At 62.8% G+C, this 25,591-nt stretch carries 24 protein-coding genes and 1 pseudogene; 16 read left to right on the forward strand and 9 right to left on the reverse strand.

Annotated features, from left to right (window positions below; all coding sequences use genetic code 11):
- The first annotated feature begins 120 nt into the window (after positions 1–120).
- A complete protein-coding gene (locus D3P35_RS26515) occupies positions 121–408 on the forward strand; it encodes a hypothetical protein (protein WP_198670571.1) in 288 nt (95 codons plus the stop codon).
- Between the two features lie 15 nt (positions 409–423).
- A pseudogene (locus D3P35_RS26520) lies at positions 424–867 on the forward strand (transposase); the annotation flags it as partial.
- A gap of 287 nt (positions 868–1,154) precedes the next feature.
- On the opposite strand, the gene D3P35_RS11160 reads toward D3P35_RS26520, so the two are convergent.
- Entirely contained in the window at positions 1,155–1,574 is a 420-nt protein-coding gene (locus D3P35_RS11160) for a DoxX family protein (protein ID WP_118134808.1), read from the reverse strand.
- Positions 1,575–1,928: 354 nt separating this feature from the next.
- Complete coding sequence (locus D3P35_RS11165) at positions 1,929–2,900, reverse strand: MBL fold metallo-hydrolase (RefSeq protein ID WP_118134809.1); 972 nt, start codon at positions 2,898–2,900, stop codon at positions 1,929–1,931.
- 83 nt (positions 2,901–2,983) lie between these two features.
- Between D3P35_RS11165 and D3P35_RS11170 the strand changes: the two genes are divergently transcribed.
- Positions 2,984–3,925, forward strand: coding sequence for a LysR family transcriptional regulator (locus D3P35_RS11170; protein WP_198670573.1), 942 nt, complete (start codon positions 2,984–2,986; stop codon positions 3,923–3,925).
- Between the two features lie 125 nt (positions 3,926–4,050).
- Here D3P35_RS11170 and D3P35_RS11175 read toward each other — a convergent pair whose 3' ends face one another.
- On the reverse strand, positions 4,051–4,992 hold the full coding sequence (locus tag D3P35_RS11175; protein ID WP_118134811.1) for an SDR family oxidoreductase: 942 nt from the start codon (positions 4,990–4,992) through the stop codon (positions 4,051–4,053).
- A 176-nt stretch (positions 4,993–5,168) separates the two neighbouring features.
- On the opposite strand from D3P35_RS11175, the gene D3P35_RS11180 reads away from it, so the two are divergent.
- The gene (locus tag D3P35_RS11180) at positions 5,169–6,071 is read left to right on the forward strand and encodes an AraC family transcriptional regulator (RefSeq protein WP_118134812.1); all 903 of its coding nucleotides are present in this window, start codon (positions 5,169–5,171) and stop codon (positions 6,069–6,071) included.
- A gap of 47 nt (positions 6,072–6,118) precedes the next feature.
- On the opposite strand, the gene D3P35_RS11185 is transcribed toward D3P35_RS11180, so the two are convergent.
- Positions 6,119–7,015: a LysR substrate-binding domain-containing protein gene (locus D3P35_RS11185; RefSeq protein ID WP_118134813.1), complete on the reverse strand. Its 897-nt coding sequence runs from the start codon at positions 7,013–7,015 to the stop codon at positions 6,119–6,121.
- Between the two features lie 120 nt (positions 7,016–7,135).
- On the opposite strand from D3P35_RS11185, the gene D3P35_RS11190 reads away from it, so the two are divergent.
- The 6 genes from D3P35_RS11190 to D3P35_RS11215 all read left to right on the forward strand — a co-directional run bounded on the left by D3P35_RS11190 (position 7,136) and on the right by D3P35_RS11215 (position 13,357).
- Positions 7,136–7,696 carry a cytochrome c family protein gene (locus D3P35_RS11190; RefSeq protein ID WP_198670574.1) on the forward strand — a complete coding sequence of 187 codons (561 nt, stop codon included), beginning with the start codon at positions 7,136–7,138 and terminating at the stop codon, positions 7,694–7,696.
- Between the two features lie 42 nt (positions 7,697–7,738).
- Positions 7,739–8,191, forward strand: coding sequence for a (2Fe-2S)-binding protein (locus tag D3P35_RS11195; protein ID WP_118134815.1), 453 nt, complete (start codon positions 7,739–7,741; stop codon positions 8,189–8,191).
- A gap of 3 nt (positions 8,192–8,194) precedes the next feature.
- Complete coding sequence (locus D3P35_RS11200; protein ID WP_118134816.1) at positions 8,195–10,375, forward strand: molybdopterin cofactor-binding domain-containing protein; 2,181 nt, start codon at positions 8,195–8,197, stop codon at positions 10,373–10,375.
- A gap of 268 nt (positions 10,376–10,643) precedes the next feature.
- Positions 10,644–11,603: an SDR family NAD(P)-dependent oxidoreductase gene (locus D3P35_RS11205; RefSeq protein WP_157982108.1), complete on the forward strand. Its 960-nt coding sequence runs from the start codon at positions 10,644–10,646 to the stop codon at positions 11,601–11,603.
- A complete protein-coding gene (locus D3P35_RS11210; protein WP_118134818.1) occupies positions 11,600–12,163 on the forward strand; it encodes a TetR/AcrR family transcriptional regulator in 564 nt (187 codons plus the stop codon). Before D3P35_RS11205 ends, D3P35_RS11210 begins: the two co-directional genes overlap by 4 nt.
- A 192-nt stretch (positions 12,164–12,355) precedes the next feature.
- Complete coding sequence (locus D3P35_RS11215) at positions 12,356–13,357, forward strand: MBL fold metallo-hydrolase (RefSeq protein ID WP_198670575.1); 1,002 nt, start codon at positions 12,356–12,358, stop codon at positions 13,355–13,357.
- A gap of 213 nt (positions 13,358–13,570) precedes the next feature.
- Here D3P35_RS11215 and D3P35_RS11220 read toward each other — a convergent pair whose 3' ends face one another.
- Entirely contained in the window at positions 13,571–14,155 is a 585-nt protein-coding gene (locus tag D3P35_RS11220) for a nuclear transport factor 2 family protein (protein ID WP_157982109.1), read from the reverse strand.
- 853 nt (positions 14,156–15,008) lie between these two features.
- Complete coding sequence (locus D3P35_RS11225) at positions 15,009–15,764, reverse strand: SDR family NAD(P)-dependent oxidoreductase (protein WP_118134820.1); 756 nt, start codon at positions 15,762–15,764, stop codon at positions 15,009–15,011.
- A 173-nt stretch (positions 15,765–15,937) separates the two neighbouring features.
- Between D3P35_RS11225 and D3P35_RS11230 the strand changes: the two genes are divergently transcribed.
- Positions 15,938–16,477: a TetR/AcrR family transcriptional regulator gene (locus tag D3P35_RS11230; protein WP_198670576.1), complete on the forward strand. Its 540-nt coding sequence runs from the start codon at positions 15,938–15,940 to the stop codon at positions 16,475–16,477.
- Positions 16,478–16,866: 389 nt separating this feature from the next.
- On the opposite strand, the gene D3P35_RS11235 is transcribed toward D3P35_RS11230, so the two are convergent.
- Both D3P35_RS11235 and D3P35_RS11240 read right to left on the reverse strand, forming a co-directional pair.
- A complete protein-coding gene (locus tag D3P35_RS11235) occupies positions 16,867–17,598 on the reverse strand; it encodes an SDR family oxidoreductase (RefSeq protein WP_118134822.1) in 732 nt (243 codons plus the stop codon).
- Between the two features lie 224 nt (positions 17,599–17,822).
- The gene (locus D3P35_RS11240) at positions 17,823–18,749 is read right to left on the reverse strand and encodes an AraC family transcriptional regulator (RefSeq protein ID WP_118134823.1); all 927 of its coding nucleotides are present in this window, start codon (positions 18,747–18,749) and stop codon (positions 17,823–17,825) included.
- A gap of 142 nt (positions 18,750–18,891) precedes the next feature.
- Here D3P35_RS11240 and D3P35_RS11245 point away from each other — a divergent pair, with 142 nt between their 5' ends.
- The 3 genes from D3P35_RS11245 (at position 18,892) to D3P35_RS11255 (ending at position 22,821) form a co-directional block, all read left to right on the forward strand.
- Positions 18,892–19,353, forward strand: a complete 462-nt coding sequence (locus D3P35_RS11245; RefSeq protein WP_157982110.1) for an SRPBCC family protein — start codon at positions 18,892–18,894, stop codon at positions 19,351–19,353.
- Positions 19,350–20,306, forward strand: coding sequence for a zinc-binding alcohol dehydrogenase family protein (locus tag D3P35_RS11250; RefSeq protein ID WP_118134825.1), 957 nt, complete (start codon positions 19,350–19,352; stop codon positions 20,304–20,306). The genes D3P35_RS11245 and D3P35_RS11250 overlap by 4 nt, the downstream gene beginning before the upstream one ends.
- Positions 20,307–20,502: 196 nt before the next feature.
- Positions 20,503–22,821 carry a molybdopterin cofactor-binding domain-containing protein gene (locus D3P35_RS11255; protein WP_118134826.1) on the forward strand — a complete coding sequence of 773 codons (2,319 nt, stop codon included), beginning with the start codon at positions 20,503–20,505 and terminating at the stop codon, positions 22,819–22,821.
- 24 nt (positions 22,822–22,845) lie between these two features.
- Here the strand turns inward: D3P35_RS11255 and D3P35_RS11260 are convergent, their stop codons facing one another.
- Positions 22,846–23,778, reverse strand: coding sequence for an AraC family transcriptional regulator (locus D3P35_RS11260; RefSeq protein ID WP_198670577.1), 933 nt, complete (start codon positions 23,776–23,778; stop codon positions 22,846–22,848).
- A gap of 239 nt (positions 23,779–24,017) precedes the next feature.
- On the opposite strand from D3P35_RS11260, the gene D3P35_RS11265 reads away from it, so the two are divergent.
- Positions 24,018–24,614 carry a (2Fe-2S)-binding protein gene (locus D3P35_RS11265; protein WP_118134827.1) on the forward strand — a complete coding sequence of 199 codons (597 nt, stop codon included), beginning with the start codon at positions 24,018–24,020 and terminating at the stop codon, positions 24,612–24,614.
- A complete protein-coding gene (locus D3P35_RS11270; protein ID WP_118134828.1) occupies positions 24,614–25,591 on the forward strand; it encodes a xanthine dehydrogenase family protein subunit M in 978 nt (325 codons plus the stop codon). Before D3P35_RS11265 ends, D3P35_RS11270 begins: the two co-directional genes overlap by 1 nt.

The following is a 25,591-nucleotide window of genomic DNA, read 5'->3' on the forward strand; positions in this document are numbered from 1 at the left end:
AAACCTACGGCGAGGCCATGCTGGAGCTGCGGGCCCGAAAAAGCTTCAGGCCCTGCTGGATGCGCAGGACGGGAATTGATCCGTCGCATTCAGCAGGGCCTTTTGGCCTAGGGCCTCGCGGTGCCCATCGCCAAGCTCTGCACTTACAAGCCGGTGAAAGCCGCGCCGAAGGTCGATCCCCGCTTCGCCGAACCGATCAAGAAGGTGATCGAGGAGGAGCCGTCCTTCGGCTATCGGACCGTGGCCTGGCTCCTGGGCTTCAACAAGAACACGGTGCAGAGGATCTTCCAGATCAAGGGCTGGCAGGTTCGCAAGCGCGCCGTGGGGATGCGGCCCCGCATCCATGCTGTTCCGTCTGTCGCAGTTGCGCCGAACGAGAGGTGGTCGACCGATCTCGCCCGCATCTGAACTGGCAAGGACGGCTGGGCTTCACTGGCCCTGGTGATCGACTGCCACACCCGCGAGTTGTTGGGCTGGCAACTGTCGAAGTCGGGCAAGGCCACGACGGCCAGCGCCGCCCTCGAGCATGCGCTGATCGCGAGGTTCGGCACACTGGGTCGTGTCGAGGAGGAGTTCCTGCTGAGGTCAGACAATGGCTTGGTTTTCACCAGCCTCCACTTCACAGCCATTGTCCGCAGTTACGGGCTCAAGCAGGAGTTCATCACCCCGCACTGCCCGCAGCAGAACGTCATGGTCGAGCGCTTCATCCGGACACTAAAGGAGCAGTGCGTGCATCGCCACCGCTTCGATAACATCCAGCACGCCATGCGAGTCATCAGCGACTGGATCGGCTTCTACAACAATCGCCGCCCTCATCAGGCTCTTGCCATGCGCACGCCTGCCGAGGCATTCAGATTAGCGGCTTAACTTGAGCAGATTCCGCTGGGTCGATACATTCAGTCGGTATGACGGTCTGTCTCCGGCTCGCTATGGTCGGGAGCACAAGGCTGCCGAGGGAGCCCGGACCGAATAATACAGCGATGAATTAGACGCCGTCGTACTCGCAACGACTGGAAGGAGTTGTGGCGCCGCAATTTTTTTACGGCGTCGCAAGGCCTGCGGAGAATTGGCCCTGCGCTTTGGTTTCGCCCCGGACTAGTGTTTGCTCTGCCAGCAGGTTCCGACCCGTATGACACGACGTGTCGAGACGCGGCTCATCGGGCCGGACGCAAGTTTTCCCGGCGGGCCATGGCGGCGTCGACGCTCCACGGGCCTGGGCCAGCCGCCGAGATGTAGAGAAACAGGAAGCAGTAGAGCATTGACGGCTCGCCGCCGTTGAGCACCGGAAAAAAGTTCTGCGGGGCATGGGCCATGAAGTAGGCGAAGGCCATTAGACCCGACAACATAAATGCGACAGGGCGCGTCATCAGGCCGATGGCGAGTAACGGGCCTCCGATCACTTCCATAAGTCCAGCGATATAAACCAAGCCAGACATCTGGTATTCGAAGGGGGCTGGCCAGGAGAAGATCTTCATAGAGCCATGTGAGAAGAACGAGCCGGCGGCAAAGAGGCGCAGCAGGCTGAGAATGTGCGGCGCGGCGGTAGCGGAAGCGCCGAGAAGAGACATTTGCATTCCAGTTCCCTTGGGTTTCCAGTCCAATTCTTGTACCGCGTCGGTCCGCCTGGAGTTTGCCGTGCATGTATCGTCTCGGTATCAAATTGTAATTCGGGTCGGCTCCATACGTTTCTCTTCAGCTCCTTGCCGTACAGTCAGTTCGTTTTATTCGACGTGCGTCTGGCTTGCCGGGCCCCTAGGTCAGAGAGCTGACGCCATAGCAGTTCATGCCTGGCTGGAGAGGCGGTCATCGGCCCAGCCTTGCCTGACCCGTAGGGGGAGGCGATGCTCGCCGATGACAGTGTTTGCCGGTCCCCGCTTTTCCCGGTCGTGCTGCGCCGCTGCAAGCTGCGTCGCACTCATGGTCCACTTTCAGACGTTGGCGCTATAGGGCAGGGGTATCCAGGCATAGTGCGTTCCGACGCGTTGGACGTGGCCAAGACCCGGAAAGCCGTGATGTGCTCCGGCAACAATGTATCTTTCGTCCGCGGCTTCCGCGAAGGCGGCGGCTCGAGCCGCGCAAGCCATGTCCGGATCGAGATCGATTGTCACCGTCACCTCGGGCCGATCGTATTGCAGGAAATCACCGTGCACGATGTCGCCCCAAATAACGAGCTTATCACCCCCGCGTTCAACGGTGACGGCGCTATGACCCGGAGTATGGCCAGCCCGGAGGGCAGTAGAGAATCCTGCAATGGGGGATGCGCCGTCCTCGAAGCTCTGAAGCCTGCCGGCCGCGATGTACGGGGACAGTGAGCCTAGGGCCTCCTCAACCAAGGAGGCGAGGGTTTCAATCGTCCGCGCTTCTCCGGCTGGCGCCAGCCAGAAGTTCATTTCCCGACGGTTCACATGTATTGTCGCGTTCGGGAAGGTCATCCGCCCGTTGGTAACCAGACCTCGCGCGTGGTCCGGGTGGATATGCGTCAGGATGATGTCGTCCACCTGCTCGGCGAAATGGCCGGCAGCCGAAAGATTGCTCTGCAGCCTGCCCAGATCCGGCCCCATCAGGGTTCCCGTACCAGCGTCGATCAGGACCAGCCGCTCGCCGGTGTTGACAAGGTAGGCGTTCACCGAAGTTTCGACTGGCGATGCTTGGAAACGCTGAGCGAGATGCTCGATGACATCCTGCGGTGGAAGGCCTTGGTACAGGGTATCCATCGGGAGCCCAATGGTCCCGTCCGATAGAGCCGTAACCTCGTAGTCACCAAGCCGTATCCTATAATAGCCGGGAGCTTGTTTCCCACTTGCGGGGGCGCCGGCCTGCGCGGACTGTGCCACTGTGGCACCCATGCCAACAGCTAATCCCATGCCCCCGGTGTATTTGAATAGTGTACGACGTTTCATCGGTGTTCTCCTAACACGGTCGACTTCTGTTCAACTGCGAGGTAGGGACGTTTTCTGTAGTGATCAAATCGATGCGAGGAATGATGTCCATCGACCATTTCAATCTTCGTTCGTTCGACCTTAACCTTCTGGTCGCCTTCGATGCGCTGATGACTGAGCAGAGCGTGACGCGGGCGGCGCAACGGCTTCGGATTGGCCAACCGGCGATGAGCCACGCCCTCGCGACGTTGCGGATGCTGTTGCAAGATGAGCTATTTGTCCGATCGGGCCAGACTATGCAGCCGACCTTACGAACAAGAGCGCTCGCCGGGCCAATCCGGCAGCTCCTGTTGCAGGCCGAGGCCGCACTCCGGCAGCAGCAGGTGTTCGACCCGGCCACCGAGTGCCGATTATTCCGAATTGCCATGTCACCCGAGGTCGAGGTGTTTGTTCTGCCCGCCTTGGTGGCACTTATCGGCCGGGCGGCCCCGGGGGTCTACGTGCAATCTGTACCGGCGCAGGGAAATGATATCGATGCCGCACTTGAGAACGGCGGCGTCGATTTGGTGGTCGGCTGCAGACCCGCCTCGCCGGCAACGGGGGAGAGTTCTGTGCTGTACGAGGTCGATGCGACCTGCTGCTACAATCCCGCTTTGGTGGAAATCCGGGGGCCGATTTCATTCGACGGCTACATCGCCGCCCGGCATGCGCTCGCCTCGCAGGACGGAAGTCTCCAAGGATACATCCGGGATGCCCTCCGGGCGGCTGGGCCGCAGCTAAACGTGGTCATGGAGCCAATGGGCTTTTTCTCCGCACTTGCTGCTGCGCAGGCGAGCCCCCTTGTTGCGACAGTGGCGCGCGATGTGGCAGAGCGGTTCGGGCGGCCGCTTGGTCTCGTTGTGGACGCGCTTCCGATTCCGCTGTCATTGCCAGCTGTGCGAATGCGGTGGGGCAGACACGCAGCAAACGATCCAGCAATCGGGTGGCTGCGGGAGCGCGTCCGTGAGGCCAGCGAAAAACGTAGGTCTCCACCGTGTCCGAGCTAGAAGAAATATGAACTCTGACGAAAGGGGTACATGCTCATGTGGGTGGCACCGCCCCGGCTATGCTTTCTCTTTGGTCCGCACGAAGACAGAACTTTCGACTGGTTGAACTGTCGCGCTCCATCCCGCTACGAAGACATAGAAGATTCGACCGACTGACCAAAAGATACTCCCGTCAATCGGATCGCCTCTTCCCACAGGCGGCCGGCGATCTGCGGGTCCGCGGCTTGCTCGACAATTTTCGCGGCGACCGGATAACCACGGGTCTCGCCCATGCGGTTGGGGCCGTAGTAACCTCCGGGTCGGGCATCGGGCGAAGTGGCCGCGTAGAGGGTTGGCAGGGCGCCTTGTGCAACGGGTTGAAACAGGAACGGTAGGTAAGTCCGCATCAGGCTGCTGAAGTGCCAGCGGTTTGCGGAATTGGTGATGAGGTCGCTGCGCGAGACGCCGGGGTGCGCGCCGATGCTGTTAACGCCCCAGGCATTCGCTTGGCTGCGCCGCTGCAACTCAAGAGCGAAAAGCACGCAGGCCAGCTTCGATTGGCCATAGTTGACCATCGGCTTGTAGGAACGCTCTGCATTGAGATTGGAAAAATCGATGGCAGCGCCGTTCGCAGCAATGCTCCCAAGGGTAACGACACGCGGTTCGTGTCCCAGGCGGAGCAAGGGCAGCAGATGCGCGGTCAGCGCGAAATGGCCAAGGAAATTGGTTCCGAACTGCAGCTCGAAGCCGTCCTTCGTCAGTCGCTTGTCCGGGGGGGCCATGACGCCTGCGTTGTTGATCAGTAGATCGAGGCTGTCGCGTCCCGCGCGCAATCTCTCTCCGAATGCCGCAATGGAGTCGAGGTCGGCGAGGTCGATCTGTTCAAATGAAGCATTTGCGCCCGGCGTTGCCGCACGGATGCGATCAACCGCGGCTCTGCCGCTGGTCGGGTTTCGACCGGACAGCAGGACCGTGGCGCCGGCGCCCGCCATCGCAACGGCAGTTTCATAGCCAATGCCACCCGTTCCGGTGATCACCACTGAGCGGCCTTGCAGCGAGGGGAGGTCTTTGGTGGTCCATCTGCTCATTTGCGCGTCCTTAAATTGCAGATAAATCCTGCAGAATTTGTCCGACCTAGATGGACGCCGCGACGGTGCGGCGCATGCCTGAACCACGCGAAAATTTGCCTAATCCTACAAACCTCTGGTTTGGCGCGTGGACTTTCGCCACACTTGGCGTGGGAAGCTGTTGAAAGGAACGGGTGGTGGATGCCGACCTCGTAGGTGCTTTGTCAGAATATGTTGCGTCCGCCGGTGGGACCGACGCCCTTTCCCGCACACCGATAGATGAAGTTCTGGTCTTGTGCAGCACGCAGGCGAGTCTGCCGTTCAGGCAGATGTACAAGCCGTCGCTATGCGTTGTGGTGCAGGGGGCGAAACGAATCGAGGTCGCGGACAAGGTCCTGGACTACGCGGCGGGTAGCGCCCTGGCCGTGAGCGTCGAACTGCCAGCCTTCGGTTGCGTAACGAAGGCGAGCAAGGCGGAACCGTTCTTTGGACTGACGATCGAGTTTGACGTCGACACCTTGCGCGGGGTCTTGGAGAAGCTGCCAAAGCCGCCGGCAGTCGGGCCATCCGGATCTGGCCTGTTTGTCGAAACGCTCTGCGCCGGGGCGCGCGACTGCATCATCCGGCTGGTCCGGCTTTTCAACACCCCTGAGGCGGTTCCGGTGCTCTATCCGGCAATCATCAGGGAGTTGTATTACTGGCTTCTGACTGGGCCGAACGGCGGGGAACTTCGCAAGATGGTGCAGGTGGACAGTCATACCCGCCGGATTGCCGACTCCATCATTCACCTGCGCCGGAACTTCAAGCGCCCGTTCCGGATTGACGAACTGGCCGAGGTCGCCTGCATGAGTACGTCATCCTTTCATCAACACTTCAAGAACCTGACTTCGATGACGCCGTTACAGTACCTGAAGCAGCTTCGGCTGATTGAGGCTCGGCGGCTCATGGTAACAGAAGCGGCGACCGTCACCCGCGCCGCTCTCGAGGTCGGCTACGAGAGCCCTTCGCAGTTCAGCAGGGAATATTCCCGGCTGTTCGGCTGTTCGCCAAAGCGGGATGCGGCCGCTCTCCGACCTTACGGGGAGCAGTTGACCCTCTGAGCGTCGGCTGGCAGCGCCAGGTCAAACAACAGGACTTCCAACACCGGTCAAGACTCCATCTCACGGCCCGCCTTCGAAAAGAAATCCAAAAAGGCCTCGAGCGCCGGGGGTTTGTGCCGACGGCTCGGGTAATAGAGATGCCATGCAGGGAGCCGGGGTGAAAAATCAGACAGCAACCTGACCAGACGGCCGTCCGTAAGGGCCTCCTGCGCGTAGGGTAGCGCCACGCGAGCCAGCCCGGTTCCGCCGATAGCCGCCGCAACGGCATGGCGCGCGTTGTTCACTGTGAGCCTTCCCTCGGGCGTGAAGGTGATCTCCTGGTCTCCGTCGCGGAAGCGCCATGCGAAGATCGTGCCGCTGGGAAAGCGGATCCGGGTACAGTCGAACTCTCTCAGATGCTGCGGTGATCGCGGAATGCCGTACCGATCGACGAATGTCGGAGAACCCACGACCGCATAGTCTTGCTCCGGCCCCAGAGGAATGGCGACCATATCCTGCGCCATTTCAAGTCCGAGCCGGATACCGACGTCATAGCCTTCGGCCACTATGTCCACGTCCTTCGCATCCTCGATGATCTCGAGAGTGATCCCCGGATAAGTCTCAAGAAACCGAACCATGTGAGGCACGATCAGCCAGTCCAGCGCCGGTGCCGGTGCATTGACGCGGACCCGGCCCGTCGGCTGCCCCTTCATTGAGCGCACTTCCTCAATGCTGGATCGGATCTCCGCCAAGGCCGGCGATAGCCGTTTCATCAGCAGATCGCCCGCTTCGGTTAGTACGACGCTGCGCGTGGTCCGATTAAAGAGCCGGACCTCCAACGATTCTTCCAATGCGCGGATTGTCTGGCTCATGGCCGATCCGGTCACGCCGCGCTCGCGTGCGGCGACCCGGAAGCTGCCGGCACGGGCAACGGCGAGAAAGGCCTCGAGATCGGAATGGCGCATGGCGGGTCATAGTTAAGATTTGGTAATCTATATGGTTAGCTGCGGCCGCATAGTTTTTCCAGCCTGCGCTCTCCAACTTTGTCGTGACACCCGCTTCTCATGCACCGGAGCACTTCTGACATGTCCGACACTTCTCTCCGCGCTCCGGTTCGCAACGACCATCAAACGTCGGATTATCAGGCAATTTTTTTCGAGCTTCGGGCACGCGAGATTGGCCGGTTGTGCGCGACAATCAGACTCAGCCTGAAAGCGGAAAAGCACTTCATGACAAAACCGTTCGAGCCACGCAAAAAGTTGTCCCGGATCGGCTGCACATTGCGACTTGCAGCGGCTTTGGTGTCGTGTTCGCAGATGGTGTCTGCGCAGACCGTCGAAGGCGAGCGCCTTTACCAACAGCGTTGCGCATCCTGTCACAGCCTTGAGGACAGCGGGCGTGGAGCAGGTCCGACACTCGCCGGTGTGTTCGGGCGTCCTGCAGGCAGCGTCGAGGGCGCCCGCTATTCCCGCGCTCTCGAGGAAGCGGATCTCGTTTGGGATGCAGAAACTCTAGACGCGTTTCTGGCGGACCCACGCGAAGTCTTGCCCGGCACCATGATGGCCGTCCGGATCACCGATCCGGCTCAGCGGCAAGCGATCGTCAGCTTTCTTGAAGCGCACGGGAGTGGGGGAGAAGAACCCTGATCCCGAGGCGTGACCCAACCAAAACAGGCAAGAGGAACCAAGATGGTCAATCTGAACGTGAATGGTCGAACTGTAGAGATCGACATCAGCCCAGATACGCCACTGCTCTGGGCACTCCGGGATGAACTGAAGCTCACGGGCACGCGCTACGGTTGCGGAGCGGGGATGTGCGGCGCCTGTACGGTGCATCTGAACGGCGAGGCCATGTTTTCCTGCCAGCTCCGGGTCGGCGATATCGAGGGCGACACGATCACCACGATCGAGGGTCTGTCTCCCGAAGGGGATCATCCGGTTCAGAAAGCCTGGATTGCGGAACAGGTTCCCCAATGCGGCTATTGCCAGTCTGGCCAGATCATGCGGGCCGCCGCGCTGCTGTCCCGTTCTCCCCAGCCGAGCCGCGACGAAATCGTCGACGAGATGTCGGCCAACCTATGCCGCTGCGCCACCTACTCACGGATCATTCGCGCGATCGAACGCGCCGCACAGGAAGGTTGAGTCATGTCAGGTTCACTCTCCAGCCCGACCAGACGCGGATTTCTCGGCGGCGCGGGCGCCTTGTCGTTCGCATTGATGAGCGGCGGCGGTGTTGCCGTCATTGGCCGATCGGTCGAGGCGCAATCCCTGAATGGCGGGCAAATAAATGCGTGGGTCACGATCACGCCGGATGATCGCATGACGATCATGTACGGCGGTGCTGAAATGGGGCAGGGGGCGAATACGGCGCTGCCCATGATCGTCGCGGAAGAACTCGATGCCGACTGGAGCACGGTGTCGACCGAGCAGGTCGGCAACGACCTGGACGGGGTCTACGGGAACCCGTCGATCGGCGGCATTCTGTACACCGCCGGCAGCTACACGGTCGAGGGGTACTTCAACGGCCTGCGGCAGGCCGGTGCCCAAGCGCGCCAGATCCTGCGCCAGATGGCTGCCGCGCATTGGAATGTGCCAGTCCCAGAGGTAACGACCCGTCAGGGCACACTGCTGCACAACGCCACCGGGCGGACCATGCGTTACGGCGAGGTCGCCACTCTCGTGCAGCCCGACATGCCCGTCGAGGCAGTGGCCGATGAGGACCTGAAGCCGCGCTCCGAATGGACGATCATCGGCACCGATGTCGACCGACTCGATATCCCGGACAAGACGACGGGGGCGACGCGGTACTCCATCGATGTGGACGTTCCTGACATGGTCTATGCCGTGCAGCTTCTGGCACCTGTGGAGGGAGAAGCGCCGACAATCAACTCGGATGCCGCCGCGCGTGTCATCGACGGAGTTCTCGACGTTATGGCCCTGCCCAATTCGGTCGCGGTACTGGCCAGGTCCTTTTGGGCCGCCGTTGCCGGGCGCGAGGCACTTGACGTAAGCTGGACGGAAACATCGCCGTTCCGCACGGCCGACAGCGAGGCGGAGCTGCAGAACCTCACGACGGCCGCCGATGACCCGAATGCCGACGCTGTGGTCTGGGAAAGCCGGGGAGACGGGGGCGAGGACTACTCCGCCGGCAACGTCATCACCGCGCACTATACCACGGAGCACGTCTATCATGCTCAGATGGAACCCCTGAATGTCGTCGCCTCGGTCGACGAGGATGGTCTCGGCGCCGAAATCTGGATCGGCACTCAAAGCCAAACGGTCTCTGTCGCCATCGCTGCCGCAGTGCTGGGTACGACGCCGGACCGCATCCGGCTGAATGCCATGCAAATGGGCGGTGCTTTTGGACGGCGGACATGGTTCGCCCGCGAGATGCTGCGCGACGCATTGATCTTGTCGCGTGCCGCAGGACGGCCAGTCAAGCTGGTCTGGACCCGCGAGGATGACGTCAAGCAGGGGTGGCTGCGCGCCGCTACGGTGCAGCGATTCGACGCAATCCTTGGCGAGAACGGCGCCTTGGAGGCATTGCGTCATCGCGTCGCCGCGCCCTCGACCTTCCAGTTCGTCCAGCCCGACAGGTGGAATCCCGAGGTTCGAACGGACCCGCTGATCATGGAAGGCAGCGAGAGCCGGGACTACGATATTCCCGAATTCCGCGCAGAGCACATCCAGGCGCCACGGGTCTCGCGACTTTCTGCATGGCGCGGAATCGGGTGGGGACCGGTCTGTTTTGGTCGGGAATGTTTCATTGACGAACTTGCTGAGCAGGCGGGTTCCGACCCGGTGAGTTTCCGGCGGCGGCTGCTGTCGAATTCGCCCCGGGGACTGGGCGTATTCGATGCCGTGGTGGCGATGTCCGATTTCGGAAATGCGCCTGAGGGTAGGGCCCACGGCATTGCCTTCGCCGGCTATAAATCGAGCTATGCCTCGGGAGTGGCGGAGGTCTCGTACGAAGGGGAACGGCTTAGGGTTCACCGGTTCTGGGCGGCCGTCGACCCCGGGCTTGCGATCCATCCGCAATCCTATCTCTCTCAGGTAGAGGGTGGCATTCTGTTCGGCCTGTCCTCGGTCCTGGCGGAGCGGTCATCCTTCACGGCGGGCCAGATCGATCAGAACAACTTCTACGATTACGAGCCGATCCGCATGTACGACGTGCCAGAGATCGAGGTGCAGATCATTGACTCAGACAATCCACCCAGCGGCGGAGGGGAAATAGGCGTCCCGATGGCTGCACCCGCGATCGCCAACGCGGTGCGGGCGCTGACGGGCGCCGCACCCAACCGGCTCCCTTTTCCTCGCCGGACCTGACTGGACGGTCGGTGACGCACCGACGGGCCCCAGCTGCGCCAGTCGTAGAAACGTCTTGCCATACGGTGCTCGTCGCGTTCTCCAACGCGGCGAGTGACGGCACCCAAAAACGACAGCCGAAGGGTGAGAGGCCGCCAGCCAGTGGATGCTCCTTTGGGAAACTTTGCCAGGATCGTTGCGAGCAGGCTGAAGTAGTCACAGACATTTTCAGGTTGACGGTGTCAACCGAGCTCGCCTATGGTTGACAATGTCAACTTGGAGGGTTCAGATGCCGACTGTTTTAATCACCGGCGGTCACAGTGGTATTGGCCTCGAATGCGTCAAGCACGTCGCGGCAAAAAAGTACGATTTAGTTCTGCTGGGGCGAAATGTTTCGAGGATGGATGAGGTTGCAGAGGACCTTCGCGCAAATTTCGCGGTGAAGGTGAGCCCAATTCAAGTGGATCTGGGGTCATTGGCTTCAGTCCGCGAGGCAGCTTGCCGTTGCCTCACCTTGATTGAAAACGGTGAGGTCGCAGGTCTTCAGGCAGTCCTGTGCAATGCGGGTGCGACGTTCCGAGGTGAGCCGACTTATACTGAAGATGGTTACGAGCTGACCTTCACGACGAACTACCTCGGGCATTTCCTGCTTGTGCAGTTGTTGCTCGACGCCCTGAACAGGGAGGGGCGCATCGTCTTCACCGCGAGTGGCACCCATGACCCGGATACGGCGGACGGTCGGTTCATTGGTCGGGCCACGAAACCGGTGGCGGAGGCGCTGGCAAAAGCAGGACTTGACGGTCACCCGCCTCTGACCGGAGGCGAGCGTTATACAACGTCCAAGCTCTGTGTCATATTGCACTGCTACGAACTGGACCGGAGGCTAAGGGCAGCCGGCCGGGGCATCACGACCATCGCCTACGACCCCGGTGCCATCGCCGAAACCGGATTGCTCAGGGATCTCCCGGGGGCGGCACGCGCGATAATAGGCTCGCGCGTCATGCGCTGGCTGATGAAACGGTTCGGGCTGACGCTTGGTGACCTCGAACAGTCGGGGCGTGCCCTTGCCGACCTCGCGACTGCGACCGCCTACGGCTCGGGATGCTACTATCAATGGCAAGACGGGGCCTTGGTCGAGAGGCGCTCCGCGGCAATGTCGTATGATCTGGAGTTGGCGCGAGATCTTTGGGCAGAATCTAGGAGGCTTTCGCGGCTTGGTCATGACGAGGAGCCGGGAATCCTAATATGACGACGTACGAAACGCTGGTCGAGACCGCAGCAAATCTGCTGGATTGTGGAGGTGAAGCAGCAGTGACTTTGCGCGCGGTCGGCAAAGGCGCGGGTCTTTCGCACAATGCTCCATACAAGCATTTCGAGAGCCGTGACGCCCTGCTTGCCGCCGTTGCTGCGGCGGATCTTGACAACCTCACCGCCTCATTCGCCGAGCTCCGCAAGGCGGACCAAGCACCCAAAGACATGCTCATGAAAGCCATCGGAGCACTTGTGACCTTTGGGCGCGAACGGCCGGCCCGCTACCGCCTCGTGTTCAGTGTTCCGGCCCTCGCCCGCAATCATTCCGACTTGCAGAAGAAGAGCACCGCCTGCGTGGAACAAGTCATGGCCATGGTTGTGGAATGCCAAAGGGATTTCCAACTCCCTGACGCATCAGCCAAGGGTCTGACAAGTCTCTTTCTCGCGACCATGCATGGGCTCGTCTCTATGGAGGCCAACGGGGTCCTGTCAAAGGAGAAGGGGCTGCCCAGTATCGAAGAGGGGCTCGATCTGATGTTCGAGCTGTTCTCCCGCTAATCGATGGGGGGCATGACCGCTTCGTATTGAGTACCACGGCTTAACAACCCATTCTAACATTGCGGCCTTATTTGGTTACCTCCGCCCTGCCATTTGATGCGAGAGGTCCTGGGGCAGGGCGATGAGAGCTTTGTCCGAAGTACGTCATCACTGTGCCGGGCATTGCGACGGCATCTCATCGCAGGAGTTCTTATGTCCCTCTACACCCTAAACAGAAGAAAGATTATGCTCACGGCAATTTCGTCCGCAGGCGCTTCTCTGACTTTGCCTGCCAGCATTTCACTGGCACAGACGGCGACCACGAGCGTACCGGGAGCCCCTGACCAGAATGCCGGATACTATCGCTTTCGGGTCGGAGAGGACATCTCGGCCACAGTGCTGAGCGACGGGTTGATCGGCGGCCCGCCGCAAGTCTACGCCAGCACTGCCCCGGAAGCGGAGCTCGAGGAGGTTCTGACGCATGCTTTCTTGCCGACCGATCGGCTGACGCTGAACCTCAACACTCTTCTGATCGAGGTGAATGGCAGGCGGATCCTTCTCGAGGCGGGCGCCGGGCAGACGATGGGTCCACAGGGCGGGGCCATCTTCGCGAACCTCGCCGCCATCGGTCTGACTCCGGGCGACATCGACATCGTAGTTGTCTCGCACACTCACCCAGACCACGTCGGCAATCTGCGCGCAGCCGATGGCGGTAGTGCTTTCCCGAACGCGACAGTTTTTGCGCCCCGTGCTGATTGGGACTTCTTTGTGAACAATGACCCGGACCTGTCTTACATGCCAGTTTCGGCAGACTTCCGTCGCAATTTCTCTGCGGCCATTAAACGGAGCGTAGAGCCCATCGCAGGTGAGATTGAGCTCTATGACGCGGGAGACGAAATCGTTCCCGGTTTGACAACTATTTCGGCCGTCGGCCATACGCCCGGCATGGCGAATTTTCTCGTCCACTCAGGCGTCGACCAGTTGTTGCTGACGGCGGATCTTGCCTACCATCCCGTGGTCAACATCGACCAGCCCTGGTTGCCCGGACCTGATCGGGACAAGGAAACCGCATTGAGGTCTAGGATGCGTATCTTCGACATGGCAGCCGCGGAAAGGATGCTCGTGCTTGGCTTCCACTATCCGTTCCCCGGGCTCGGCCGGATGTTGCGCACTGACGCTGGCTACGCGTGGGTACCGGCAAACTGGCAGTTCTGACGCTGGCTACGTTGCCCGAACACCTTGGAGGTTACGGGCAACGCAGTCCGGCTCGGCCACATACGGACGCAACTGACTAACTCTACCGCAGTCAATAGGTCAAACGGGGTGCGATCGTGATGGTCCGGGTTGCGCATCCTGTATACCGTATCCGGCTAGCTATTCATGCATTTCGAGCGTGGGGAGATTGCATGGTCGGGCGCACCGCGCGCCCTATTGCCCGCGAACTCGTTCTACCGCCTCTATTTCAGTTTCGGTGGGCTCGATGCCGAGGGACTCGTACAAGGTTGCGTTCGCGTATTCAGCTATTCGAACGATTTGCCCGTCATCGATATCAAATCTCGTGATATAGACATTTCTATAGCGCTCGCCCGAGTGGGTGACAGTTGCATCACCTCGACCTTCGAGAAACGCAGTCCTGCCATCGGCGGATTCGGTCCACTGCGGGTCTGGCCAGTGCAGGTTCTCAAATTTCCGAAACAGGCCGTATGTGTAGTCCAAAACTTCCTCCTTGCCGACAAAAAGACCTTGAGGGTCACCGGTGGCTTCCGATGAGATGGGAAAGATTTGTTCGACGTCTTCCGCAAGGCTTCGCTCGATACCCTCCCGGTCACCTGTTTCGATAAATCTGACGTAATCCTGCGCAATCTCAAGTGCGCTTCTTTCCGGAGAAGTAGTAGTTTGCGCAAAGGGCATACTTGCCATTGAAGCTGAAGTCGCAGCTGCGATTATTAACGCGCTCCACCGGGGCATCGGAAGTTTGAGGAACTTTCGCTTCTCAATTGAAAGAAGGGACATCGATCTCTCCATTAATTTTCGTTGTGCCTTCAAGGTAATCTCAACTACCAATGACAGTACTCGCATTTCTACGCTCCAGCGCGCCACCGAGCGACGCCATGTTACACGGGGCTTGGGCCCCGTTTTTCCTACTTCTCGCGACGTGTGACGATTACTTGCTCAGCTTCCGCTTCTGCGAGCTGCCTGTTGTGTTTCTAGAGGCGGCGGAGGGGTACTGTGTAAGTGAACGCGGGTCCGAGCGCTGGATGCGTGGATCTCTTCCGAAAGTTGTCGGCACTTGGCGCCTGTCCAGACATGCGCATCCGCCGCGGAGAGGAACCGTCGAGCCGGCTGGAACGCAGTTGCCTCGAAGACAATCAGCGCGGCAAGGTCTTCAGGGGCGCTGGGCTGGGCTCCGTTTGCCCAAGCAACGAAGCTTCAACTATTGAGAGCCAACTTCGGTGCTGCGTACACCGAACAGTCTGATTTGGAAACGAGCCCGTTCACGAACAAGACACCGCTAAGCGCCTGGAAAGTGGACTGGGGGTGCAGTTGCTTTCGCGGTGCGACACGCACAGCCCTGCGCCTAAAGCCGCAGGTCATCGGCGGCTTGAGAGCTTTGTGCCGGCGATCGCAGGGCTCGACGCCGAAATCGAGGATCTGGGCCTACTGCGGGAGCACCCGGGCGGGCGTCTACGTGTGACTATTGGTAAACATGCTGCGGACGCCCTGGTCTGGCGGACTTTTTCGCGCTGGATGGCGGCCTTCTTTGCGATCCTGCGGCAGGGAGGGGCGTGAGCGGACCGGCCCCTCAGACGGCCAGGACCGCCAGTCGATCAGGTTGCCGACGCCCGGTGACTAGGTCTTGCAGACGCTACCACGGAAGCGCTCCGTGCTCGGCGTGAGTGAAGGTTCCGGTCGGGCTCGGGTCTTCGAGCAGTGCAAGGCGAACGGCTTCGGCCGCGCCTTGTTCGACCGTATCAGTGCCAGCAAACCCGGTCAGCCGTGTCCGCGTGTAGCCCGGCGATACGGCGTTGACGCGGATACCCTCGGGTTCCAGCTCGATAGCCATGGCAAGGGTCAGGCCGTTCAGCGCCGTCTTCGACGCGCAATACCCGGCGTCGAACCCGGACCGAAGCGGAAAGTCCGATTGCGCGTTTAGAGTGAGTGATCCTGCGCCACTGGAAATGTTCACGATACGAGCGCCAGGGGTAATGCGCAGTACGGGCAGCATTGCCTGATAGACCGCAAGAACTCCGAACACATTAGTATCCCAAATTCGGCGTATGTCCTGCATGGGTATGACGGATGGCCGACCAGCCTGAGCCAATTGCTGAGATGTAACCTCTCCCGTCAGCGCGGTGGCAATGGCGGCGTTCTGCACCAGCACGTCGAGCCGTCCAAAGTCCGATCGGACACGCTCCGCCGCCGCCTTGACAGACGTTTCGTCCGTTACATCCAGTTGTAGTGGAACGACATTCGATCCGATCTCGCGCGCGGCGATCTCGCCGCGCGCGAGATCTCGGGAGCCGAGGAGCACTGTCAAACCGTGACCAGAGAGGTCGGTTGCAATCTGGAAACCTATACCCTGGTTGGCACCGGTGATGAGTGCGACGCGCGATGTATGCATAGTATCTCCTGACGGTTGCTAGTCTCGAACAGCGCATATGAGTATAATTGGAGCATTGCTCCGCATGCCGACATAAGGAGCAATGCTCCGTTTTGCAAGTATTGGACAAACTTATGGTCAGAAAGCCACCCGACGTCGCAGCGAGTCCCGGACACGGCCCCAAGCCTCTTCGCGTGGATGCGCAGCGTAGCGTTGAGGCGATCGTCGTGGCAGCTGCGCAGCTTTTTGCCGAACAGGGTGTGGACGTCACGACGCGTGAGATTGCGCAACGGGCGGGGGTTGGCATGGGAACGCTCTATCGCCGCTTCCCGCGCCGTGCTGATCTGGTCGGAGCCGTCTTCCGGACCGAGTTCGACGCCTGTGTTGCGGCGGCCGAGCGGCTCCGACGCGATCGGCCTGCCTTTGAGGCGCTGGCGGAATGGATGCAGATCTATGTTCGATTTCTCGGCACGAAACAGGGTCTCGCCAAGGCGGTCAGTTCAGACGATCCGGTCTATACGGGGATGTATCCCCTCTTCGAGAAGCGCCTTCGGCCTGCGGTGGACAGCCTCTTCGCCGGTGCTGTGGAGGAAAGATCGGTGCGGTCCGACGTAGATCCGGGCGACATCCTCGCAGCCGTTTCCACGCTGTGCCTTTCTGCGCATGTGGGCCGGCCGGATCACGCCGCGCGGATGGTCGCGCTGCTGATCGAGGGTTTGCGCCGCAAGCCTTGAACGTCCCGCATCAGGCGAGGCAGCGTCGCGCCGACTATCTTCGACTATGGACCGCTCACCACTCAGTCTGTCGCGGACCGGCCAGCAGCCGGTGTCTACTCGGACATATGCCCGAACGTGCGCCGCGTGTACGAAGGCACTTGGCGAAGCATAGCCGACATCACGGGCAATCGCTGGGATATCGCCGCCGCCGCCCAGAGTCCCGCGCCATGCCAGTAGCATTCGCCAGCGTATCAGGCAGTCCAGAGGCGGCTGGTCGACGCGCCTGGGGCGCAGGACTAAGGAGGATCGAAGGACGGCAAAGACAGGGGCCGGTGTCGTCCTCTGGCTTAGTAAAGTGGGCGTGCAACGTGTCGATACCCGGTTCACACGCCCGTTCAGTCGAGGCTCTAGATAAACCCGCCATTGGCCCGAAGGACCTGCCCGTTGACCCAGCCGCCGTCCGGCCCGGCCAGAAACGACACGGCCGCGGCGATGTCCTCTGGGGTGCCGAGCCTTTCAAGTGGGGGCAGGACCGCGAGCCGGTCGATCTCCTCCTGGCTCTTGCCTTGCAGGAAAAGGGGCGTCGCGACCGGGCCCGGTGCCACTGCATTCACCGAGATACCGCGCCCGCGCATCTCATTGGCAAAAACCCGCACCAGTCCTTCGACACCCAGTTTGGAGGCGATGTATGCGCCGTAGCGCGGAAAGTTGACGCCAATAACGCTGGTGGACAAAGCGATGAACCGCCCGCTCTTTGGCATGTGCTCGGCTGCCGCGCACATAGCGAGGTAAGTGCCGCGAAGGTTTGTCGCGATGGTCCGGTCGAAACCGTCTAGCGCGTTCGCGCTGATCGGAGCAAGTTCCATCATACCTGCGGAATGGACAACGACATCGCATGTGCCGCGTGCCATCACCGTGTCGAACATCTCTGCCACCTCGACCTCCTGGCTGACGTCCGCACGAATGGAGAATGCCGCGCCTCCTGCCGCAGCGAGCTCGGCAACGACCTTGTCGGCGGCCTCCGACGCTCCACAATATTGCACGGCAACTTGAAAGCCATCCGATGCAAGACGCTTTGCGATGCTTCCGCCGATGCCCCCCGATCCGCCTGTGACAAGCGCTGTCTTCCCGTTTTCCATCCCGGCCTTCCCTCTGGTCGTGACGCACAACGAGCGCGTCCTGAAGTGGGTAAGTGGACGTCGGAACTGATGAAGACTACGGTCGCAATACTGAATGGACCGATTAGAACTACTAATCAATATTTGGTCAGCACGGCCGGATTCTCGCGCCGCACTTCCGCGGACTAGTGCACCCATAACGGGCCCCTGATCGCGCCGCCGGCGACCGGGCGTTGTGTTGGGGCCTACGGCGCCAACTTCGACAGGGCCTCGCGCTGATACCGGCGCGGTGGCGTCCCCATTTCGCGTTTGAAAGCAGCGGCGAAGGCGTGTTCGGAGGTGTACCCGAGGGTCGCCGCGATCGCGCCAATGCTGTCTTTCGTTTCGATCAGTCGCTCGCCGGCCAGCATCATGCGCCAGCGTGCGACGTAGGCCATGGGGGTAGCGCCGACCAATACCCGGAACCGCTCGGCAAAGACGGTTCGCGAAAGCCCGATGGTCATGGCCAGCACTTCGACGGTCCAGGCACGAGCTGGGTCCTGATGGATTTCCCGGATCGCGGCGCCAATATGTGGATCGGCCAGCGCAGCGAGCCAACCTGTCTCGGCTGGTCCCTGCCGTTCGACATGTAGTCGGAGCGTCTGAACCAGCATCATGTGCGACAATTGCTGCGCCATCAGAGATGATCCGGGCCGGCCATCCCGCATTTCCTCCATCATCATCTCGATGAGATCCCGCAGCCGCGCACGGCCGTCGGCGGCCACGACCCGGATCAGCGGCGGCAGTGATTGAAGGATCAGGCCGGCGTGGCGACCGTTCACCTCGAAACGGCTTCCAACGAGGTAGCAATCTCCGCCGCCGTTCATCGTGACGACACCGCCGCTGTTGTCCGGGTCCAGAACTTCGCTTGCGCGGTGAGGCGTGACGTCCGGACCACTCGAGATCACGACATCGCGCCCGGAGGGAAGAACGAAGCACTCGCCCGCCTGGAGCTGGATCGCCGTGCCAGCCGGCTCGGGGCGGAGCCAGCAGGTGCCGCTGACCACCGCATAGCACTTGATCCGGCCCGCGAGATCGTCGAGCGCGAGCGCCCAGCTGCCGCCGGCATCGAAACCGGCGGTGATGTAGCTTCGCGGCTTGAGCAGCGACAGCAGGTCAGAGAGAGGGTCCATGGTGTTTCCGGACGACCGCGTAAACCTCTGGGATGCTCTCGTATAGATCGTTCGGCGAACGGCGTCTATCTCTCTGCTCGAACGCGTCGGGAAGGCAATGGTCGATGCGGCCTCCCGTCTCTCGCAAACGAAAGGAAAGCCAATGGTGGAAGTCTGTGCAAGCGGCGTCATCGACGCCGATGTCGATACCGTCTGGTCCGGTCTCCGGGATTTCTCGGGCCCTGCTAGATGGGTGCGCAACATCGTCTCGAGCGATATCGAGGAAGGAAAGCCCGTGGATCAGGTGGGCGCCGTGCGGCGCCTGGTGTTCGACAGCGGTTCGGAACTGCGCGAACGTCTGATCGCTCTGTCGGATCACGACCGCTACTTCCGCTATGCCCTGCTGCCTCCGACGTCACTTCCGATCGAGGATTACAACGGCAAGGTCCAGGTTTTCCCGGTCGTGGAGTCGGGCCGGTCTTTCGTGCGCTGGTGTGGAAATTTCACCATCCGCGAGGGAGAGCCCGAAGAGGTTATGGACTGGGTGCGGGGCATCTATCAGCGCGACATCGAGGACATGCAATCCTGCTTCGGCAGGTCGGTGCTGGCGGGAGCACAGCCATGAAAGCCGCAATCATAACCTCGCCCGGCGCACAGCCGCGCTATGGCGATTTTGCCGAGCCTGCCGCAGGAGAGGGCGAGATCGTGGTCACCGTAAAGGCGGCCCCGATCAGCCCCATTGTCCGGGTGCGTGCGGCGCAGGCGGACATTGGGGACGCGGGCGTTGTTGCCGGTATCGACGGCGTGGGAACGATGCCGGACGGTCGCCGGGTCTATTTCCTTTTCCCCAAGGCCCCGTTCGGCGCGCTGGCCGAGCGCACTCTGGTGCCCGCGGCGCTGACAGTGCCTGTACCCGATGGCCTAGACGATCCGGCCGCCGCCGCTGTGGCGACATCGGGCCTAGCATCTTGGGTCGCGCTGACACGGCGCGCGCCGATGGTTGCCGGGCAGACTGTCCTTGTCACTGGGGCAAACGGGGCGGCTGGGCGCATCGCGCTCGACATCGCACGTCACCTGGGGGCCGGGCACACCATCGCAGTGGCGCGCTCCGCCGCCAAGCTGCAGGGGCTATCGGCCGACAGGGGCATCGCGCTGGATGCGCCGGATGCGGACCGGGCGCTGAAGGCTGTCTTCGATGACGGCGTCGACATCGTGCTCGACTTCGTGTGGGGCGAGACGGCAGGCCGTCTGATCGGCGCTGCAACGGCTGGTCGCGGCTCGCCGGGTGGTGAGGCCCGGACACGTTACCTGGTTCTGGGGACCAGCGGGGGCCTGACGGTGTCACTGTCCGGTTACGGGTTTCAGAGTTCGGGGATCGAACTGCTCGGCTCGGGCATCGGGTCGGTTCCGGTGCGGGACTACCTGGCCGCGGCTGGCGAGCTTCTCGGCGCTGCCGCGTCAACTGCGCTTTCTCCCCGCTACGACGTGGCGCGGCTGTGCGAAATTGCGTCTATATGGGGCCGGTCGGGCGAAAGGCGATACGTCTTGCTGCCGGATGGCGAGATGCCTGGTCGTTAGGGGCGGGGAAGAAATCGAGCCAGCACGCGTGGCAGCCCACCGGGCGGCTGGCTGTCGATACAAAATGATACACTCCGCGACGGCGCCGACAACGCTCTGCGACACGCACGGGTTAACCCTGATCAAAAAAAGCGAACTCCCGCCGCGGCTTGCCGGTCGCGGCGGGGACCCTATCAGACGCCTCAAGGAGAATTTGATGCCCCGCTTCCCATCGCGCCGTGCATTTCTAATCACTGGGGCCGCTCTGGGCGGCACCGCTCTCGTTGCAGCGGTCGGCGGTGTCGGCTACCTCTCGACCCTCGATGTGGACGGGCTGGACGGCCATATCGAGGGCGATTTGGCCCATCTCAACGCCTTCGTCATCCTGCACGAGGACGGGCGCGTGGTTGTGAACGTGCCCAAGACCGAGATGGGGCAGGGGATCCACACCGGACTTGCCATGCTGGTGGCGGAAGAACTGGATATCCCTTGGGACGATCGTATTTCAGTTGTCTTCCCGACCGAGCCGCATCCGGCCTATTCGAACTGGTTCAACGCGCTTCAGATCCGACCAGAGGAGGCGACCGGCCCCGTTGTCTGGATCGGCCGCCGGGTTCTTGGGCAGTTGGGGTTCATCGCCACGGGGGCCTCTGGGTCGACCATGGGCATGTGGCATCCAATGCGTGTTGCGGGCGCATCCGCGCGGCACATGCTGGTCGCCGCCGCCGCCGCGCGGTTGGTTGTGCCCGAGGCAGAGCTGACCACGCGCGATGGCGCGGTGCTGCACGAAGCCTCTGGCCGGAGGCTGCCCTATGGAGTACTCGCCCGCGAGGCTGCCTTGCTGTCACCGCCGGATGACCCGGTCCTGCGCAACCCGGCGGATTGGCAAATCGCGGGCCGGTCGCAGCCGCGCATCGACGTGCCGGCCAAGGTGCGGGGCACGGCGGTGTTCGGGATGGACGTGGTCCTACCAGGCATGGTGTATGCCTCGATCCGGCATGCGCCGGTCTTCGGCGCCGCGGTCGCGCGGATCTTGAACGAGGACGAGGTCCGCGCGGGCCCCGGCGTGATGGATGTCGCCATCGTCGGCGGCAGCCATGTCGCCGTGGTGGCGGAAAGCTGGTGGCAGGCCGAACAGGCGGCCTGGGGTCTCGACGTTGAATGGACTTCGACCGGGGCCGATGGCGTGTCCACCGCCGAGCTGAAGGAACGGCTGCTCGAGGGGCTCGGGGGCGAGGACCTGCACGAGCATCTGGCCGAGGGCGACATCGACGCCGTCTTCGCGGCCGAGGGGGCCAGGCTGGTCGAGGCCGAGTACCAGGTGCCCTTCGTCACCCATGCCTGCATGGAGCCGATCAACGCCACCGTGCGGATCGCCGAGGACGGTACCGCCGAGCTTTGGGTGCCGACGCAATCGCCGGCCTTCGCCCGCCGCGCCGTGACGCGAGGGGCGGAATGGGCAGGCGTCTCACTCGGCGAGGTCACCTGCAACGTCACCCTGACCGGCGGCGGCTTCGGGCGGCGCAGCGACGGCGACGTGGTGTCCGAGGCGATCTTCCTCGCCGCGCGGATGCAGGGCCGCCCGGTCAAACTGATCTGGCCGCGCGAAGAGGACATCGGGCGCGGCCTGTACCGGAGTCACGCAGCCGCGCGGCTGCGCGCCGCCCTTGGCCCCGACGGCCTACCCGCCGGGTACGATGCCACGGTCGCGGCGCAATCCGCGATGGAATCCATCGCAACCCGCAACCTGCCGTTCACACCGAACCCCGAGGGGGACGCCCTGTCGCTCGAGGGTCTGGACAAGCCGCACTATGCCATCCCGGACCGGCGCATCCGCATCGCCCATGTCCCGAGCCACATGCCGATCCACTTCTGGCGGTCGAACGGCTATTCCTTCAACACCTTCTTCAGTGAAAGCTTCGTGGACGAATGTGCCACGGCGGCTGGCGCCGATCCGCTGGACTATCGCCGGGCTATGCTGCGCGACAGCCCGCGCCACCTTGCCGTGCTCGACCGTGTCGCCGAAATGGCCGGCTGGGGCGCGCCGCTCGGGCCGGGGCAGGGCCGGGGCATCGCCATCGAAGCGTGCTATCGCAGCGTCGTGGCCCAGGTCGCCGAGGTGACGGTCCTTCCCGATGGCGAGGTTCGGGTGGACCGGGTGTTCTGCGCCCTCGACGCCGGGCTGATCATCAATCCTGACGCGGTGGTCGCGCAGATGGAGGGCGGCATCGTCTACGGTGTCGGCACCGCGCTGATGAACGCCCTGACGATCCAGGACGGCGCGGTGCAGGAAACGAACTTCCACGACTTCACCATGCTGCGCCTTGCCAATGCGCCCCGGATCGACGTGGCCCTAGTGCAGAGCGGGGAGCCTCCCTGCGGCGTAGGGGAACCGGGCGTGGTGCCCGCGGCCGCTGCCGTTGCCAATGCTATCTTCGCCGCGACGGGACGGCGGCTCCGGTCGCTGCCCCTCGCCAATGTCGAGTCGGTGGGCGAGCGGCGCATCCGTACGATCCTTCCGGCTGCCGCGTCCTGAGCGCGCGGCGGCGGGATCCCGCGCCTATTCCGCAGCGGCCGCCGTTGCCAGCCGGCCGTATTGTCGCGGCGAGACCCCGTGCAGCCGCTTGAACGCGGTGCTGAAGGCGCTTTCCGACTCATATCCCAGGTCGAGCGCGATCACCGAGACCGTGTCCTCGCTGTGTTCCAGCCGGTCGATGGCGTGCAGCATCCGCAGGCGGGTCAGATATTCGATGGGGGTACTGCCGACCCTTTCCTTGAAATGGGAGGCGAAGGCCGACCGCGACATCCCGGCCTCGGCGGCGAGGTCCTGAAGCGACCATCGCCGCGCGGTGTCGTTGTGCAGGGCCGCCATGACCCGTGACAGATGCGGATCGGCCAAGGCGCCGAACCAGCCGGGCCCGGTCGCGCTGGTGCTGTCGAGGTAGTGGCGCAGCGCCTGCACCAGCATGATATGGGCAAGGTGCTGCGACACCAGATGCCCGCCGGGCCGGCTGTTGCGCATCTCCTGCATCATCATCTCGACCGAGGATCGCAGCACGGCTTGCTCGGCGGCCCTGCTCACATGCACGATGGGCGGGAGAGCGCCAAGCATGTCCGCCGCATGGGCTCCCCCGACCGCAAAGCGCGATCCGACGATCTGGAACCTGTCTCCCCGGTTGATCCGCACCATCCCGCCGTCGCGCACCGCGGGTAGAAGATCCCGCGCGGCAACGGCCGCAACCTCGCGGTTGTTGCCCATCCAGAACCGCCTGCCGCTTGGCAGGACGAAGCAGTCACCCTCCTCCAAGTGTGTGGGCGCGTCGCAGCCATCGACCAGAAGCAGGCATTCACCTCGGGTCACCGCGTAGCATTTGATGAGACCCTCCTGCGGGTCGAACTGAAGCGACCAGTCCCCGCCTGCCTCCAGACCCGAGGAGATGTAGCTGCGGGGCCGGAGCAGCGAAAGGATGTCGGAGAGGGGGTCGATCTGCATCGGGACGCTCGCGAAGGTCTGCTGGACGGTGCGGAATGGCTAGCTGTGCGCCTGCATTCTAACTTGATGATCAACGACATCGAAGCGCGAAAGCCCGGAACCCGATGATAACTTCGTCAACTCCTCTGACACAGGCGGGACGGTGCCGAGGCCGCGGGCTCTGAAACGTTCGACTGGCCGGACCGCCTGCCGGCGCCGGGAAGCCGGACCACCACCCTCACCATAGCAAGGGAAACGAGATGAAGATAACCTCGCCAAAAGTATCCCGGCGCTCGCTGCTGCGGGGAAGCGCAGCCGCGGCCGCAGCGTCCCTGGCCCATGCCAGGCAGGTTTCCGCCCAGAACGCGCCCGAAGAAAGTGCCTTCGAAGCGTGGATCGACCTCCGGCTGACCGTGAACGGCCAGGCACATGCCCTGACGGTCGAGCCGCGCGTGACCCTGCTCGACGCGCTGCGCGAGCGGATGCAGCTCACCGGCACCAAGAAAGGCTGCAACCGCGGCGAATGCGGCGCCTGTACGGTACTGATGGACGGCCGGCGGGTGAATTCCTGCCTGGTGCTCGCGGCTTCCGCAGAAGGTCGGAAAATCACGACTATCGAGGGTCTGGCGGACGGCGACACCCCGCATCCGGTACAGCGCGCCTTTGCCGAGGCGGACGCCTTCCAGTGCGGTTTCTGCACCTCGGGACAGATCATGTCGGCGATGGCCTGCATCGAGGAGGGGCACACCGGCTCCCCCGAGGAAATCCGCGAATGGATGAGCGGCAACCTCTGCCGCTGTTCCGCCTATCCGCAGATCACCGCGGCCGTGGCCGCCGCCGCCGAGGAGCTGGGCTGATGCGCGACTTTTCCTATGCACGAGCCGGGTCCCGCGCCGAGGCGCTGGACCTCGGGCAGGCCGATGACGCGGCCTTTCTTGCCGGGGGCACCGAACTGATCAACTGGATGCGGATCGGCATCAATGCGCCAGCGCGGGTCATCGACCTGGCGCGGGTCGAGGGGCTGGACGCGGTCGAGGAGATCGAGGGCGGCGTGCGCATCGGCGCGCTCGCGCGGCTGAACGACGTGGCGCAGAACCCGCTGATCGCCGAGGGTTATCCGGTCCTGTCGCATGCGATCCTCCGGGCAGCCTCGGCCCAGATCCGCAACCTCGCCACCATCGGCGGCAACCCGGTGCAGCGCGTGCGCTGCCCCTATTTCCGGGCCAACGAGGGCGCCCCCTGCAACAAGCGCGAGCCGGGATCGGGCTGCGCCGCGCTGAACGGCATCCACGACCGCCACGCCATCTTCGGCTGGACCGAGGATTGCGTGGCCGTCCATCCGGCGGACCCGCCGGTGGCTCTGGCCGCGCTCGACGCGGTGATCGTGACCGACCACCCGGAGGGCGGCCGTCTAATTCCCGTGCGCGAATTCCACGTCCTGCCCAGCCAGAACCCGGCCTGGCACGATGTGCTGCGCGCCGGCGAGCTGATCGTCGGCATCGAGCTTCCCGCCCCCGCGCCGCGTTCAGCCTATCTGAAGATCCGCGAGCGCGAGAGCTACGAATACGCCACCGTCTCGGCCGCTGCCGCGCTCGAGATGGACGGCGGCGTGATCCGGCGGGCGCGGGTGGCGCTCGGCTCGGTCGCGATGCGGCCCTGGCGGCTCGTCGCCGCCGAGGCGCGTCTGGCGGGCCTCGCCCCGGATGCGCCGGAGGTGGCCGATGCGATAGATGCCTCCTTTGCCGAGGCGCGCCCGCTCTCGGGCACCGAATGGAAAGTCCGGCTCGCGCGGAACGCGGCCCGGCGCGTGATCGAACTTGCAGCGGAGGCCTGA

The sequence above is a fragment of the Oceanicella sp. SM1341 genome (assembly GCF_003448965.1).
Classification (GTDB): domain Bacteria; phylum Pseudomonadota; class Alphaproteobacteria; order Rhodobacterales; family Rhodobacteraceae; genus Paroceanicella.

Coding starts and splice junctions, on each gene's coding strand:
- D3P35_RS11160 (WP_118134808.1), bottom strand. CDS start 1,574: ATGCAAATGTCTCTTCTCGGCGCTTCCGCTACCGCCGCGCCGCACATT.
- D3P35_RS11165 (WP_118134809.1), bottom strand. CDS start 2,900: ATGAAACGTCGTACACTATTCAAATACACCGGGGGCATGGGATTAGCT.
- D3P35_RS11170 (WP_198670573.1), top strand. CDS start 2,984: ATGTCCATCGACCATTTCAATCTTCGTTCGTTCGACCTTAACCTTCTG.
- D3P35_RS11175 (WP_118134811.1), bottom strand. CDS start 4,992: ATGAGCAGATGGACCACCAAAGACCTCCCCTCGCTGCAAGGCCGCTCA.
- D3P35_RS11185 (WP_118134813.1), bottom strand. CDS start 7,015: ATGCGCCATTCCGATCTCGAGGCCTTTCTCGCCGTTGCCCGTGCCGGC.
- D3P35_RS11190 (WP_198670574.1), top strand. CDS start 7,136: ATGTCCGACACTTCTCTCCGCGCTCCGGTTCGCAACGACCATCAAACG.
- D3P35_RS11195 (WP_118134815.1), top strand. CDS start 7,739: ATGGTCAATCTGAACGTGAATGGTCGAACTGTAGAGATCGACATCAGC.
- D3P35_RS11200 (WP_118134816.1), top strand. CDS start 8,195: ATGTCAGGTTCACTCTCCAGCCCGACCAGACGCGGATTTCTCGGCGGC.
- D3P35_RS11205 (WP_157982108.1), top strand. CDS start 10,644: ATGCCGACTGTTTTAATCACCGGCGGTCACAGTGGTATTGGCCTCGAA.
- D3P35_RS11210 (WP_118134818.1), top strand. CDS start 11,600: ATGACGACGTACGAAACGCTGGTCGAGACCGCAGCAAATCTGCTGGAT.
- D3P35_RS11215 (WP_198670575.1), top strand. CDS start 12,356: ATGTCCCTCTACACCCTAAACAGAAGAAAGATTATGCTCACGGCAATT.
- D3P35_RS11220 (WP_157982109.1), bottom strand. CDS start 14,155: ATGTCCCTTCTTTCAATTGAGAAGCGAAAGTTCCTCAAACTTCCGATG.
- D3P35_RS11225 (WP_118134820.1), bottom strand. CDS start 15,764: ATGCATACATCGCGCGTCGCACTCATCACCGGTGCCAACCAGGGTATA.
- D3P35_RS11235 (WP_118134822.1), bottom strand. CDS start 17,598: ATGGAAAACGGGAAGACAGCGCTTGTCACAGGCGGATCGGGGGGCATC.
- D3P35_RS11240 (WP_118134823.1), bottom strand. CDS start 18,749: ATGGACCCTCTCTCTGACCTGCTGTCGCTGCTCAAGCCGCGAAGCTAC.
- D3P35_RS11245 (WP_157982110.1), top strand. CDS start 18,892: ATGGTGGAAGTCTGTGCAAGCGGCGTCATCGACGCCGATGTCGATACC.
- D3P35_RS11250 (WP_118134825.1), top strand. CDS start 19,350: ATGAAAGCCGCAATCATAACCTCGCCCGGCGCACAGCCGCGCTATGGC.
- D3P35_RS11255 (WP_118134826.1), top strand. CDS start 20,503: ATGCCCCGCTTCCCATCGCGCCGTGCATTTCTAATCACTGGGGCCGCT.
- D3P35_RS11260 (WP_198670577.1), bottom strand. CDS start 23,778: ATGCAGATCGACCCCCTCTCCGACATCCTTTCGCTGCTCCGGCCCCGC.
- D3P35_RS11265 (WP_118134827.1), top strand. CDS start 24,018: ATGAAGATAACCTCGCCAAAAGTATCCCGGCGCTCGCTGCTGCGGGGA.
- D3P35_RS11270 (WP_118134828.1), top strand. CDS start 24,614: ATGCGCGACTTTTCCTATGCACGAGCCGGGTCCCGCGCCGAGGCGCTG.